The organism is Hyphococcus flavus (assembly GCF_028748065.1).
Taxonomy (GTDB): domain Bacteria; phylum Pseudomonadota; class Alphaproteobacteria; order Caulobacterales; family Parvularculaceae; genus Hyphococcus; species Hyphococcus flavus.
The window spans coordinates 2,612,773-2,627,144 of the sequence record NZ_CP118166.1; the positions used below are offsets into that span (position 1 = coordinate 2,612,773).

13 protein-coding genes are annotated in these 14,372 nt (G+C 56.3%); 11 read left to right on the forward strand and 2 right to left on the reverse strand.

Annotated elements, in window-relative coordinates; translation table 11 throughout:
* Window positions 1–41 precede the first annotated feature (41 nt).
* On the forward strand, window positions 42–518 hold the full coding sequence (locus PUV54_RS12545) for a helix-turn-helix domain-containing protein (protein WP_274492603.1): 477 nt from the start codon (window positions 42–44) through the stop codon (window positions 516–518).
* Between the two features lie 24 nt (window positions 519–542).
* On the opposite strand, the gene PUV54_RS12550 is transcribed toward PUV54_RS12545, so the two are convergent.
* Window positions 543–1,040, reverse strand: a complete 498-nt coding sequence (locus PUV54_RS12550) for a CinA family protein (protein WP_274492604.1) — start codon at window positions 1,038–1,040, stop codon at window positions 543–545.
* On the reverse strand, window positions 1,037–2,227 hold the full coding sequence (locus PUV54_RS12555; RefSeq protein ID WP_274492605.1) for a bifunctional 2-C-methyl-D-erythritol 4-phosphate cytidylyltransferase/2-C-methyl-D-erythritol 2,4-cyclodiphosphate synthase: 1,191 nt from the start codon (window positions 2,225–2,227) through the stop codon (window positions 1,037–1,039). Before PUV54_RS12555 ends, PUV54_RS12550 begins: the two co-directional genes overlap by 4 nt.
* Window positions 2,228–2,300: 73 nt before the next feature.
* On the opposite strand from PUV54_RS12555, the gene dusB reads away from it, so the two are divergent.
* The 10 genes from dusB (at window position 2,301) to PUV54_RS12605 (ending at window position 14,359) form a co-directional block, all read left to right on the forward strand.
* On the forward strand, window positions 2,301–3,311 hold the full coding sequence (gene dusB, locus PUV54_RS12560) for a tRNA dihydrouridine synthase DusB (protein ID WP_274492606.1): 1,011 nt from the start codon (window positions 2,301–2,303) through the stop codon (window positions 3,309–3,311).
* Between the two features lie 257 nt (window positions 3,312–3,568).
* Window positions 3,569–5,794, forward strand: a complete 2,226-nt coding sequence (locus PUV54_RS12565) for a sensor histidine kinase (RefSeq protein WP_274492608.1) — start codon at window positions 3,569–3,571, stop codon at window positions 5,792–5,794.
* A 31-nt stretch (window positions 5,795–5,825) separates the two neighbouring features.
* Window positions 5,826–7,214 carry a nitrogen assimilation response regulator NtrX gene (gene ntrX / locus PUV54_RS12570; RefSeq protein WP_274492609.1) on the forward strand — a complete coding sequence of 463 codons (1,389 nt, stop codon included), beginning with the start codon at window positions 5,826–5,828 and terminating at the stop codon, window positions 7,212–7,214.
* Between the two features lie 51 nt (window positions 7,215–7,265).
* Window positions 7,266–8,639, forward strand: a complete 1,374-nt coding sequence (gene trkA / locus PUV54_RS12575) for a Trk system potassium transporter TrkA (protein ID WP_274492610.1) — start codon at window positions 7,266–7,268, stop codon at window positions 8,637–8,639.
* Window positions 8,640–8,663: 24 nt separating this feature from the next.
* A complete protein-coding gene (locus tag PUV54_RS12580; protein ID WP_274492611.1) occupies window positions 8,664–10,055 on the forward strand; it encodes a potassium transporter TrkG in 1,392 nt (463 codons plus the stop codon).
* A 3-nt stretch (window positions 10,056–10,058) separates the two neighbouring features.
* Window positions 10,059–10,913 (forward strand): D-amino-acid transaminase, encoded by an 855-nt coding sequence (locus PUV54_RS12585; protein WP_274492612.1) that lies wholly within the window; start codon window positions 10,059–10,061, stop codon window positions 10,911–10,913.
* A 136-nt stretch (window positions 10,914–11,049) separates the two neighbouring features.
* Window positions 11,050–11,295, forward strand: a complete 246-nt coding sequence (hfq, locus tag PUV54_RS12590) for an RNA chaperone Hfq (protein WP_274492613.1) — start codon at window positions 11,050–11,052, stop codon at window positions 11,293–11,295.
* Between the two features lie 69 nt (window positions 11,296–11,364).
* Window positions 11,365–12,696 carry a GTPase HflX gene (hflX, locus tag PUV54_RS12595; RefSeq protein ID WP_420797962.1) on the forward strand — a complete coding sequence of 444 codons (1,332 nt, stop codon included), beginning with the start codon at window positions 11,365–11,367 and terminating at the stop codon, window positions 12,694–12,696.
* Window positions 12,693–13,496 (forward strand): inositol monophosphatase family protein, encoded by an 804-nt coding sequence (locus tag PUV54_RS12600; RefSeq protein WP_274492615.1) that lies wholly within the window; start codon window positions 12,693–12,695, stop codon window positions 13,494–13,496. Before hflX ends, PUV54_RS12600 begins: the two co-directional genes overlap by 4 nt.
* A gap of 137 nt (window positions 13,497–13,633) precedes the next feature.
* Complete coding sequence (locus tag PUV54_RS12605) at window positions 13,634–14,359, forward strand: hypothetical protein (RefSeq protein WP_274492616.1); 726 nt, start codon at window positions 13,634–13,636, stop codon at window positions 14,357–14,359.
* The last annotated feature ends 13 nt before the right edge of the window (window positions 14,360–14,372 follow it).

The following is a 14,372-nucleotide window of genomic DNA, read 5'->3' on the forward strand; positions in this document are numbered from 1 at the left end:
TGGCTGATCTTTTGGCGGCGAAGAGCGGAGAGGAGCATTGAATGAGCGTACAGAAATATCGCCTTGAACGGGGCTGGTCGCAGGAACAACTGGCTCAGCATTCGGGCCTCAGCGTACGCACCATTCAACGGATTGAGCGTGGCAAGACGGCAAGTCTGGAAACGCTGAAATGCCTCGCCGCTGTTTTCGAAACCAGGATCGCCGATCTAGCAGAGGAGCCAGAGATGGAGAAAACCGCAGAACCGGACCGCACATTCACGACCGCCAGAGAAAATGACGCCATAGAGTATGTGAAAAACCTCAAAGGGCTCTACGTGCACATGATCCTCTTTGCGGTGATCATGCCCTGTCTTGCGGGGCTTAACTATTTTCTCTCGCCGGACGCCTTATGGGTGCACTATGTGGCGATCCCGTGGGGACTCGCGATCGCCTTGCAAGCGCTCATCACCTATGGGTTTTTCAATTTTCTCGGCCCTAAATGGGAACAGCGCCAGTTCCGTAAACGGATGAAAGACTAATCGGTCGCTTGTTTATTGGTGGCTCTACGAATTGAGGCGGGTCAGCATCAAATGAAGCGCGGTTTCAGCCGCCTTGGTGCGAACGAAATCGCGCCCGCCCTCAGCGAATACACGGCGCTCTACGCGCGTCACGCCTTCGCGGTCGGCAAGGCCAAACCAGACAAGACCGACGGGTTTTCTGTCCGTGCCGCCGGACGGGCCGGCGATGCCGGTGACAGAAACGGCTATATCAGCACGTGAATGAAGGAGGGCCCCCAGCGCCATGACGCGCGCGACGGCGGCGCTGACGGCGCCGTTCTGTTCGATCAGTTTCATCGGCACGCCGAGCATTTCGGCCTTCGCTTCATTGGAATAGGTGACGAAGCCCCGATCAACGACAGCGGAGGAGCCCGGCACGTCCGTCAGCGCCGCGGCGATCATGCCGCCAGTGCAGGACTCCGCTGTGGCGACGGTCAGACCTTGCGCGCCCGCCTTGTCGATAATCGCCTGCGCCAAAGACCAGATGCGGTGGGTTTGGGTCATGAATTTTCTTGAGGAAGCGCAACCGTCGCGGTCGCCATGGCGGCAATGCCCTCCCGGCGGCCTGTAAAGCCTAACTGTTCCGTAGTCGTCGCTTTGACCGAGATGCGTGCGGCGTCAATGCTCAATATTTCAGCAAGCGCCTCGCGCATTTTCTCGCGGTGCGGGCCGATCTTCGGCGCTTCGCACATTAGCGTTACGTCGCAATGGGTGATCTTACCGTCACGCGCGGCGACCAGATCGCGTGCTTTTTCTAAAAACACGTGGCTTGGCGCGCCTTTCCATTGCGGATCGGACGGCGGGAAGTGATCGCCGATATCGCCTTCGCCAATGGCGCCCAAGATGGCGTCGGTCAGCGCGTGCATGCCCACATCGGCGTCGGAATGGCCTTTAAGCTTTTTTTCGTGCGGAATCTCAACGCCGCAGATGATGACCGCATTCCCATCCTCGAATGCGTGAACGTCGAAGCCGTGGCCCGTTCTGTATTCCATCACTTTTGCTTTCCTGCCGAGAAGGGTTTCGGCCATGCCGAAATCTTCCGCCTGGGTAAGTTTCATATTGTCCGGCGAACCGGCGACCAGCGCAACGCAAAGACCGGCGGCCTCGGCGACGGCAGCATCATCGGTCAGTTGCTGTCCGCAAGCTGCGCGGTGCGCGCTTAAGATTTTGTCGTAGTGAAATCCTTGCGGCGTCTGCGCCCGCCACAACGCGTCACGCGGAACTGTGGTTTCGATTATATTCTCCGCGCCAGCACGCTTAAGCGTATCGTGCACGGGAAGGGCGGCGAGGGCGCCGTCATGTTCGCTCAACGCTTCAATCACTCGGGCGATGGTTTTCTCATCGATGAACGGCCGCGCCGCATCGTGGATGAGAACATATTTCGGCGTTTTGCCCTCAACGCTTTCGATGCCAAGTCTGACGGAATCCTGCCGCTCGGCGCCGCCGAAAACCGGTTCCAGCAAATTGGGATGATCCAATAGTGCGTCCATGGCGGCATCGTATTCGCCGCGATCGTCGCGGTGGATAATGACGCGCACGCCATCAATCTGCGGGTGATTCAAAAACGCTTCCGCTGTCCACGCGATGACGGCGCGCCCGGCAAGATTGCGATACTGTTTCGGTCCGCCCGCGCCGGCTCTGGTGCCGCGCCCGGCGGCGACGATGATGGCGATGGTGTCGGGTTTAACCATTTAATCCGGAACTCATTTGTAAGGTGCTGGTTTAGCGGTTAAATACGCCCCGCGCCAAGATCAGAACAGAAGAATGCTCTCTATCGCCGACATCAGCTTAAAGAACAACGTTGCGCTGGCGCCTATGTCCGGCGTCTCGGACCTGCCGTTCCGGCGGGCGGTGGCGCGGTTTGGCGCGGGGCTTGTGGTCTCTGAGATGACGGCGTCAGAAGAACTGGCGCGCGGCAGGCCTGATGTTGTCCGTCGGGCTGAGGGTGATGGTGAAATCTTTCCGTTCGTGGTTCAGCTCGCGGGTCGTGAGGCGCGCTGGATGGCCGAGGGAGCAAGGCTTTCTGAAGCCGCCGGCGCCGATGTCATCGACATTAATATGGGCTGCCCGTCACGGCAGGTGACCGGCGCTGCATCCGGTTCGGCGCTCATGCGCGATCTCGACCATGCCTTGACGCTGATTGAAGCGACGGTCGCCGCAACTTCAAAACCCGTCACATTGAAAATGCGTCTTGGCTGGGATTGGAATTCGCTGAACGCCGCGGAACTCGCAATGCGCGCAGAAAGCGCGGGCGTTCAGATGCTGACCGTACATGGGCGAACGCGCTGCGATTTTTACACCGGAACGGCGAACTGGCAGGCTGTACGACCAGTAAAAGAATCCGTTTCGATCCCTGTCATCGTTAATGGCGATATCGTCGATGTTGAAACGGCCCGTGAAGCCTTGGCCGCCTCCGGCGCCGATGGCGTTATGATCGGGCGCGCTTCTACCGGCCGGCCATGGCTGCCGGGCGCCATCGCCAGGGCGCTTGAAAGCGGCGGTGATATTGTGCCGCCCGCAATCGAAATTCAGCGTGATGCGGCGCTCGTCCACTATCGCGAGACGATTGACCACTACGGCGCGCCGCTAGGCGTTCGCATGGCGCGCAAACATCTTGCAGCTTATGTGGATCATGCGCCGCTCGAGATGAATCCGCATGAACGCCGCGCTTTCCGCAGCGGCCTCTGCCGCATGGCCTCGCCTGAACGGGTCGCGGACGCCTTGGCGGCGTTTTTCGAGGGTGATTTCAGCGCTGCCGCCCGCTCTGCAGCCTAGGCCGAAAATCTCCGCCTCACCCCCTGTTTCATTTTGGCAACAAAACTGTTGATTTTTGGCAACAACGGACGCACGATCCGCATGGTTTGAGGCTTGCAGAAGATTGCGGTTGAGAAAGACCGGCGGTCAGCGTGAACGGCGCTGTCCGGTCAGAATGTGTGCGGTAAGGGATTTGGGCGATTTTCGCCCCACGGGATAACGTAGTTTTGAGTCAACAGTCGGACTTGTACGGGAAGACCGAGGACGCGAAGTCCAGCATGCGCCGTTTCGCGCCGGAATGGCTGTTTTCCAACACGACCATTGCAGCAGCGCTTATCGGCGCAGGCGCGGTCGCCTTTCTGACAACATGGTTTTTGATGTCGCCGCTCGTGGAGCGGGTCGATCGCGTGTTCCTGATGGCGATGATTGTCGGGAACATCGTGATTGCGGCTGGCTTTGCACTGTTGGTGGGCTTGCGGCTTTACCATGTGTGGATCAACCGGAGAAACCAGCTCGCGGGCTCGCGAACGCACATGCAGCTTGTCGGCATCTTCTCACTGCTCGCGGTGGTGCCGGCGGTCATCGCGTTTCTATTCGCGTTTACGATCCTGCGCGCCAGCCTCAATGATGTCTTCAGTGAGCGGATCGAAAACTATCAGGAAACCGCTCGCGATCTTGCCAACGCGCTCGTCAACATCAAGGGCGGCGAAATGCGGCAAACCATGAGCTTGATCGCACAAGATATTGCGCGGCAGGAAGAGGCGGGCGTCGGTTTTGAAGAAACGCCGATCAGCTTTCGCCGTTATCTATATGCGCAAGCGCAGGTGCGCGGACTTTCCGCTTTGTATCTGGTGAACGGCGATGGCCGGATCATGGTCCGCGCCGAAATTGAACAAGGCCCTTACGGCTTGCCGGCCAATGAACGATTGACGGATCTGCGCAATGGCGCGCCAGGCGAAGTCTTTATTTTCGGCGTCAATAACGATGAAACCTTTGATATGTTCCGTGGCGCGCTTCGCCTTGATTATTATGGCGGCGGTTTTTTGATTGGCTATCAACCAGTTGATACCGCGACCACGCAGCGGTTGTTCGCCGTGCGCGATGTGCGCGAGGACTGGCGTGAGGCGGAACTCGGCCGGTCGCGTCTCGAGCGCGTTTTTCTCGCCGGCTATGTGGTGCTTGCCATTATCATCCTGTTCGGCGCGATCTGGCTCGCCCTGTGGGCGGCGACCCGGCTGGTGCAGCCTATCGGGCGTCTCGTGAATATGGCCGAGAAGGTTTCAAGCGGCGATCTCGGCGCGCGTGTTGAAGTTTATAAGGAAGACGGTGAGCTTGGTGCGCTGGCGCGCTCCATGAATCACATGACGGCGCAATTGCAAACGCAGCGCGATGATCTCGTCGACACCAACCGCCAGTTCGACGAACGCCGCCGGTTTACCGAAGCCGTGCTTTCGGGCGTATCGGCTGGCGTGATCGGCCTCGAAGCGGACGGACGGATCACCATCGCCAACAGGTCCGCCGCCGACCTGATTGGCGACGGAACGGAAAACCTGACCGGTAAAAACATTACGATGTTCATGCCGGAACTTTCCGGTCTGCTGGAGCGTTCGGCGGCGTCTCCGTATCTGGAGATTGGCGATCAGATCGATGTCACCCGGCACGGCAAGACGAGAACGCTGAATGTTCGTATCGTCAGGGACGCTGTTGGCGATGGGTCAAGTTACGTTGCGACTTTCGACGACATCACACAGCTCATCGCAGCCCAACGCAACGCGGCCTGGGGTGATGTGGCGCGCCGTATTGCGCACGAAATCAAAAATCCGCTGACGCCGATACAACTTTCCGCCGAACGTCTCCGCCGCAAATATTCGGGAGAAGTTCAGTCGAACCCGGAAGTGTTCGATCGTTGCACGGAAACTATTATCCGGCAGGTGAGCGATATCGGCCGGATGGTTGATGAGTTCTCATCTTTTGCGCGCATGCCGAAGCCGGTCATCGGTGACGAAGATGTTCGCGAACTTGTAAAGGCTGCAGTCTTTCCGCAAAAAGTCGCCTTCCCGGATGTGGAATTTACGACAGATGCGCCTGAAACGCCCGTTATGGTGCAGTGTGACGGTCGCCTGATCGTGCAGGCGTTTTCCAACCTCTTAAAGAATGCAGCAGAGTCAATTGGTGCAAGATTGAACGCTGATGAGGCTGGCGTGCCCGGGAAAGTGCGCGTGATTATCGAAGCATCAGGCGCGTTTGCAAAAGTGCACATTATCGACAATGGCGTCGGCTTGCCAAAAGAAGAACGACATCGATTAGCCGAACCATATATGACGACTCGCGCCAAGGGGACTGGCCTCGGTCTGGCGATTGTAAAGAAGGTCGCCGAAGAACATGGCGGCGCGCTTGAATTCGAAGACGACCAGACGCTTGGCGAAACTGGCGCGAAGATGACGATTTCATTGCAGTTGATTGGCGCAAGCGAGAATGCGCCGCATGCAACGGCTGCTGAATAGGGGACAACAAAAGGATGCAGGGTAGGTTGTAATGAGTGTTGATGTTCTTGTTGTAGATGATGAAGCCGATATTCGGGAGCTGATTTCCGGCATTCTCGAAGACGAGGGGTTTAATCCGCGTACGGCTTCTGATTCCGATTCTGCATTGTCTGCGGTGAAGGATCGTTGTCCTGCACTCGTGATCCTGGACGTGTGGCTGCAGAATTCAAAACTTGACGGCATAGAAATTCTTGAAGTGCTCAAGAAGCTGCATCCCGGATTGCCGGTCGTTATCATCTCGGGCCATGGCACGATCGAAACGGCGGTCGCGGCGATCAAGAAGGGCGCTTACGACTTTGTCGAAAAGCCTTTTAATGCTGACCGTCTCATCCTCGCATGCAATCGCGCATTGGAAGCGGCGAGCCTTGCCCGCGAAGTATCCGAACTGCGTGAGCGCGCGCCGGATTGGGGTCTGATTGGTTCGTCCGCAGCCGTATCATCGCTAAGAAACGTGATTGAACGTGTGGCGGACGCGCGTTCCCGCGTCCTGATTTCAGGCCCGCCGGGATCCGGCAAGGAAATGATCGCCCGGCTTTTGCATGCGCGCTCCAGCCGGCGAACCCGTCCATTTGTCGTCGTCAGCGCCGCTTCGATTGCACCGGAACGCATGGAAGAAGAACTCTTCGGCATTGAAGGCGAGGACGGCGAAACAAAAATGATCGGGCTCATGGAGAAGGCCCATGGCGGTACGCTGATGTTTGACGAGGTCAGCGACATGCCCCTCGAAACGCAGGGTAAAATCCTGCGCGTTCTTGTCGAACAGCGGTTCAAACGGGTCGGCGGACAAAAAGCGGTTGAGGTCGATGTTCGAATTGTTTCGACCACGTCGCACGATCTGCTGGCGCTGGCGGCGGAAGGAAATTTCCGTGAAGATCTTTTTCACCGGCTGAATGTCGTTTCGATCAATGCGCCCGGCCTTGATGAGCGGCGCGAGGACATACCCTCATTGGTGGCGTTTTTTGTCGACCGTATCGCGAAGTCATCGGGGCTGCCCAAGCGTCCGTTGTCATCGGAAGCGATGGCTGCGCTGCAGGCTTGTGCTTGGCCTGGCAATGTCCGTCAGTTGCGCAATGTCATCGAGCGTACGTTGATCTTGATGGGGCGCGATCCGGAAATTGAAATTACGTGCGAACACTTGCCGACGGAAGTGATGGATTCCGGTCTCACTATTCCGGCCGGTGAAGGGCTCGAGCAAATTATCACTTTGCCCCTGCGCGAAGCGCGGGAACGGTTCGAGCGGGAGTACCTCATCGCGCAAATTAACCGTTTTGGGGGGAATATATCCCGCACGGCGACGTTTATCGGGATGGAGCGGTCCGCTTTACACCGAAAGTTAAAAGCGCTGGGCGTAAACGGTCAGTCACGCGCCGAGAGCGCTTGAATGTAAAGGCGAATCTTATCCCGGATGGGAAATAACAAGGTTGAATGATTTATGCGCGTTATCGTCTGCGGCGCCGGGCGCGTTGGCGTCGGCATTGCGCGGCGTCTGTCGCGGGAAAACAATGAAGTCACGGTTGTCGATCAGTCCAAGGAACTGATCCGGGCCGTTGCTGAACGCCTGGACGTCAAGGGCGTTGTCGGCAATGGCGCCTATCCGGAAACGCTTGAGGAAGCCGGCGCCCGCGAAGCGGACATGGTGATCGCAGTCACCTTTTCCGACGAAGTCAACATGGTTGCCTGTCAGATTGCGCACTCGTTGTTTAACGTGCCGACCAAGATTGCGCGGGTGCGGGCGCAAGCTTATCTCGACCCGCGCTATTCCGATCTGTTTTCGCGCACGCATCTGCCGATTGACGTCATCATTTCGCCCGAGCGTGAAGTTTCAGAGGCGATCATTCAGCGTATGTCCACCCCCGGCGCGTTTGAAATCAAATCATTCGTGGACGGAAGAGTATGGGCCGTTGGCGTCAAGCTTCGCGACGATTGCCCGATCATTAACACGCCGTTGCGGCAGGTGGCTGAGCTGTTCCCTGATCTCAAGATTACGATTGTCGCCATCAAACGCGGCGAACATATGTGGCGCGCTCATTCCGGCGACCAGCTTGAGCCCGGCGATCGCGTCTTTTTCGTTTCGGACCGTAACGACGTTACGCGCGCGCTCGAGATCATGGGTGAGGCGGGGCGTCAGGCGCGGCGCGTGATTATCGTCGGCGGCGGGAATATCGGCCTGTTTGTCGCCAAGGGTCTTGAAAAAATCGGTTCGATGAAAATCAGGCTGATTGAAAAGGATCGCAAGCGGGCGGAGTTTATTGCTGAAGAACTGGAACGGACCATTGTGCTTCAGGGGGATGGGCTTGACCGCGCCGTATTGCGTGAGGCGGGTGTTGCCGAGGCTGAAACGGTGGTTTCTGTGACTGACAACGATCAGGTCAACATGCTGGCCTGTGTTGTGGCGAAGCGTGAAGGCTCGCGGCGGTCATTGGCGCTTATTAATGACCTTGATTATGGACCAATTTCTGAGGCTGTTGGTGTTGATCGCTATGTGGATCCGCGTGCGACGACAGTTTCTACAATTCTTCAGCATGTCCGGCGTGGCCGTATCAAAGGCGTTTATTCCCTTTCTGATGGCGCCGCTGAGTTGATTGATGCTGTGGCGCTAGAGACGTCGCCGCTGGTTGACAAGCCGCTGCGTGAAGCGAGCCTGCCAGAAGGCGTGATGATCGGCGCTGTTTACCGTGATGGCGAGGTGCAGATGCCAACGGGTGATACGGTTATCAGTGCTGGCGACCGGATCGTACTCATGTCCATGCGTGAAAATGTAAAAGATGTGGAACAAATGTTCCGTGTCAGTATCGAATATTTCTGATCCTTCATTTCTTCAGGCGGCAAGATGGCGTGGGTAGGCATTCTTCGATCTTTCGCGGCGATGCTTTGCATTGTTGCGATTATGCTTGTACCGCCCGCATTGATCGCGCTTGCCACGGAAAGCTCTTCGTTCGGCGCTTATGTATTCTCAATAGCGGTAACGGGGCTTACCGGTGGCGGCGCTTATGTGGCGAGCCTCGGCCGCCGCAATCCGGCCGGCTTTCGCGGTGCGCTGATCGTCATTTTATTGTGGTGGATCGTCGTGCCGGTGTTTGCTGGGTTGCCGATCATGGCCGAAGGATACTCATTCAGCGACGCCTATTTTGAAACGGTGTCCGCCATGACAACGACCGGCGGATGGCTTTCTAACGAAACCGCTATCGCGTCTGTCCCCGGCGCGATATGGCGGGCTGAACTGCAATGGCTTGGCGGTCTCGCGTCGCTGGCAATCGCGGCGGCGATTTTTATCCGGCCGGCTTTTATCGGCATTGATACCTTGCTGCCGCCGTTCTCGCGCGGCGACCGGGACTCGTTCTTGCGTCCGCTTCGCAATGCTGTCGTTTCATTCGCCAGCGTTTATTCGATTATTACACTGGCGGCATTTTCGGTGATTGCGCTTGCGGGCGCCAGCGTATTTGACGCCGCTATATTGGCTATGACCACTGTCGCGTCTGGCGGGTTTATCCCGCATGAAAACGGACTAGCGGGGTACGGGCCTTCTATTCTTGCGCCGATCTTTTTCTTCACGCTTCTTGGCGGCGTCAACTTCGTTCTGGTCGCGCGGATTGTCAGCGGTAATAAAGAACGTTTACGCGATATAGAGACAGGCGCCTATCTTCTCATCGTTATCTGGGCGGCGGTCCTGTTCTGGGTCACAGCCGGGGCGGGCGATGTCGTCTTGCTTGGCCCCCAGCTTTTCAACGCAGCATCTTTGGTGACAACAAACGGCTACATGATCGGCGAAGCGCCGCCGCTGTTGGCCGTGCTTGTCACCGCAATCATTGGCGCAGCAGCGGTTTCAACAGCAGGCGGTTTTAAAGTGTTGCGATGGCTGGTGATCATGCGGCGCGCGCGCGAAGAATTAAGGCGGTTGATCACGCCGAGCCGGGTGTTCGGAACAAGCCGTGTCGCTAACGAACTTGGCGTTTGGATGCACTTCATTGTGTTTACCTTGACTCTTGCCGGGCTGCTGATTGCCGTCAGTCTCTGGGGCCATCCATTTGAGCTTGGCGTGGCGGCCGCTACGGCGGCGCTCAGCAATGCCGGGCCGCTTATCAGTCTTGCGGAAGGCGGGGCGGATGGCTACGCCGTGTTTGACGAGCCGCTGCGCTGGTTGCTGCTTGGCGGAATGATCCTTGGCAGGCTTGAGGCGGCCGTAGCTTTAGCGCTAATTAATCGTGCATTCTGGAGATGGTGAGCTATGTCGCGCGTTGCATATGTAAATGGTTCTTTCACGCCTCACCTTAACGCGCATGTCCATATTGAAGATCGGGGCTATCAATTCGCCGATGGCGTTTACGAAGTGTGCATCGTCATTGACGGGCGCACCTATGATTTCGACGGTCATTACAGACGCCTTGAAAGATCGCTGAACGAGCTTCGCATGCCTGCGCCTATGAAGCGGGCGCCGCTGGAGGCCGTTATCCGCGAATTGCTACGGCGAAACCGGTTGCGCGACGCTCTTGTTTATATTCAGGTGACGCGCGGGGTCGCGCCGAGAAATCATCCGTTTCCACCAAATGGCGCCGAGCCCGTGATGGTGATGACGGCGCGCCGGTTTAATGTATCGGAAAGCGATGCAAAAGCGGCAAAAGGCGTGAAAGTTATTTCACAGCCGGACATTCGCTGGGGGCGCGTTGATATTAAAACTGTTGGACTACTGCCGAATGTTTTGGCGAAGCAGGCTGCTGTCGAAGCGGGCGCAGCAGAAACGTTTCTCGTCAGGGACGGTGTGGTGACGGAATGCTCTTCTTCTAACGCGTGGATCGTCGATAAATCTGGCGTTCTAATCACGCACCCAAAAGGTAATCACATTCTTGGCGGCATCACGCGTGAGACCGCAATCGCCTGCGCACAGGAGCTGCAGTTAAAAGTGGAAGAACGCGCCTTCACGCTGGAAGAAGCCAAGGCTGCAACAGAAGCGTTCATGACATCGGCCACGTCATTCGTCATGCCAATAGTCGCGATCGACGACTCCCGGATCGGGGATGGCCAGCCCGGCCCCATAGCCGCAAGGCTGAGAAACGCCTATAAAAACAAGGCCTGCGGTAATTAAAGCTCTGTTTTTTCTGCAAAATTCAGTATTTCTGTGAAATAACGCGGCTTAAACCGGTTGCGTGCCGGGATTTTCCACGCCAAAATGATTTTTGCGCTGCAACAAAATAACCGGCTCGGAGAAGCGGAAAAGAAAAATGAGTGAAAAAAAACAAAATCTTCAAGACACTTTTCTCAACCACGTTCGCAAGACAAAAATTCCGGTTACGATCTTTCTCGTTAACGGCGTGAAGCTGCAAGGCATTGTGAGCTGGTTTGATAATTTTTGCGTTCTGTTGAAACGCGACGGTCATGCACAGCTCGTATATAAGCACGCAATCTCAACGGTCATGCCGCAAGCGCCGGTGACGTTATGGGATGGCGACGACAGTGAAGAAAGCTGACCTCAGACAGTTTCTCACACGCTTGTTGAACGAGATTATTGAAGATTAGGACGCAATTTGTCTGACCTCATGTTTGCTATTGTGTTGCACCCCGCCATTCGCGGCGAGGCAAGCACGCGCCTTCCGGAGGCGCGGCTGGAAGAAGCTGTGGGCTTGGCGGCGGCGATCAATATAAAAGTTATCGCTGAGGAAATTATCCAGATTGGACAACCAAAACCTTCAACGCTTATTGGCGGCGGCAAGGTTGAGGAAATCGCGTCCTTTATCGAAACACACAAGCCGAAGCCAGGATTGGTCATTGTCGACGGCGCGCTAACGCCTGTTCAGCACCGGAATCTTGAAAAGGCGTGGAACGCAAAAGTTCTGGACCGTACGGCGCTGATCCTTGAAATTTTCGGCGCCCGTGCGCAAACGGCCGAAGGCGTTTTACAAGTTGAACTCGCGCATCTTGATTATCAGCGATCGCGCCTGGTGCGATCATGGACTCACCTTGAACGGCAGCGAGGCGGGGCGGGCTTTCTGGGCGGTCCCGGCGAACGGCAAATCGAATCCGACCGCCGTGCGCTTGATGACAAGATCGTCCGTCTAAAGAAGAAACTAGAAGACGTCAGGCGAACGAGAACATTGCAGCGCGCCAAGCGAAAGAAAGCGCCGCATCCGGTCATTGCGCTGGTCGGTTATACGAACGCCGGTAAATCGACGCTGTTTAATCGAATGACAAAAGCGAGCGTAAAAGCGCAAGACCTACTTTTTGCGACACTTGACCCGACCATGCGCGCGATTGATCTGCCGTCCGGTGTACGAGCAATTCTGTCCGATACTGTCGGATTTATTTCTGATTTGCCGACACAACTCGTGGCGGCGTTTCGGGCAACGCTCGAAGAAGTGTTGGAAGCGGACGTGATCGTCCATGTGCGCGATATCTCTCATCCCGACACGGAGGCGCAAAAGGCCGATGTCCTGGCTGTGCTGCGCGCGCTCGGCATTGAGGAAAACGATGAGCGTCCGGTCATAGAAGCGTTAAATAAAATAGACCTGCTTGATGATGACGATCGTCAGGATTTACTGGCGATAACGCGCCTAAAGAGTGAGGCCGACGCTGGCGAGCCGGTACGGATTCCAATGTCTGCTGAGACTGGCGAAGGGGTGTCGGCGCTGTTTGACGCGATCGAAGCGGCGCTGACTGAGGCGCATCAGGAAATGGTTGTGCGATTATCGGCGCCATTCGGAGCTGCGCGCGCATGGCTGCACCAGCGCAGTGATATTCTCGACGAGACGCCAAGCGGGGTTGATCTGGTTATAAAGACGCGGTTGTCAAAAAAGACCGAGGGACAGTTTTTCAAACTCTTTCCCGCGGCAACACTCGCGAATGACGCTGACGCTGCCTATAAAAGCGCATGATCGTAGATCCTGAAAAAGTCGCGGCTGTCATTGCTGAAGTTGCGGAAGAAGAAATTGTTTCGCGTTTCGGCGCGCTATCGGATGATGATATTGGGACAAAATCCAGGCCGGATGATTTCGTTACTGTTGCTGACCAGGCTGCCGAGGCGCAGCTAAAGACCGCTTTGGCGGGGATTTTACCAGGCGCCGGGTTCATTGGCGAGGAATCAGCGGCGCGCGACTCATCTATTTTGACCAAACTTGAAGGCGACGGCGCTTATTGGATCGTCGACCCGCTGGACGGCACGCGAAATTTTGTACAGGGCGTGCGCGAGTTTGGATCAATGGTGGCGCTTGTCGAAAAAGGCAAAATTCGTCAGGGGTGGATCTACGCCATTCCGGAAAAAGCCTTTGCCATTGGAGAAGCTGGAAGCGGGGCCTCATGGAACGGTGAGGCGCTGAAACCGGTCAAGCCATCCAAAGCGCCTTTGTTTGGCTATCGTGCCGTTGGCGCATTGTCTTCTGATTGGCGAGGGCGGCTTGTAAAGCCATTGCGTGAAAACTTTGAGACCGAACCGGCGCGTTGTTCTGCATACGCATACATCAATCTGATTACTGGCGAACGAGACTTTGCGTTATCGTCGCGTTGCAGCCCGTGGGACCACGCTCCGGGCGTCGTTATCTTGCGTGAGATTGGCGGGCGAGCAGAATATCTTGACGATGGCGAGCCTTATAGGCCGGTTTCGACCTTTGGACGGCCCATGCTCGTGGCCGGCAATGACTTCGCCTGGCGCACTGTAGCTGGCGTGGTTCTAGGCTAACAAATCCGATTATCCGCTTATGAATGTCAGCGTGGTGCAACCTGATGGCGCAAGCCGTTAGCGTGCGCCTGTTTGCTAAATATTTCGATTAGTACTATATGGGCGCATTGAAATTTACTCATGCCTCGGAGGATGGAATGAAGAGCGTTGTGTTGACGGTTATTTTCCTGCTGTCGATTTTGAATGTGACAGCTATTGCGAGTGCGCAAGGGGACGGCTTGCGGGGCGACCCGGAAGCTATCGCCGAGGCGAAAGCCATGGTTCAGGCCATGGGCGGAGAGAAAATCTGGTCACAGGTCGCGTCGGTTCGCTTTGTCCATGACTGGCATCCCTATAACCGCCCGGACATTTATCGTGAGATTGAAATCCTAGACATGACTGGCGTCCGGTCATGGGTGGAAATGAAAAGTGAAATTTACCATTACGTGCGCGCCTACAGCCCGGAGCATGGCTATTGGAGCATGACGAACGGTGAATTTTCAAAAGGCAGCGATGAAAGTTTACAGAACGCCATATCGCGAGGGCCGTTTAGTTTGTACCGGATGGCGCGTGGTGTTGCTCGTAATGATTCTTATTATGAAATCACCTTCTCAGATGGCGATATTCCGGGCAGCAAACAATTACAATTTAGCGGCCCGGACGGTGAGCCTGGCGGTTATGTTATCCTGAATGCGCGGAAAGAACCTCTTGTCTGGGCGACAAACCAGTATCGCTATACATTTGGCCCGATGAAACAGTTCGGCAGCGTGCGACTACCCAACTGGGCTGTTTATGACAATGGCGGCACGCTCTATGAAATGGTGTCTTTTACCGCAAGTCACGAGCCGCCAGAACTCTCCCTGTTCGCTGAGCCGGAGCACTAAAATCTTGAGTACT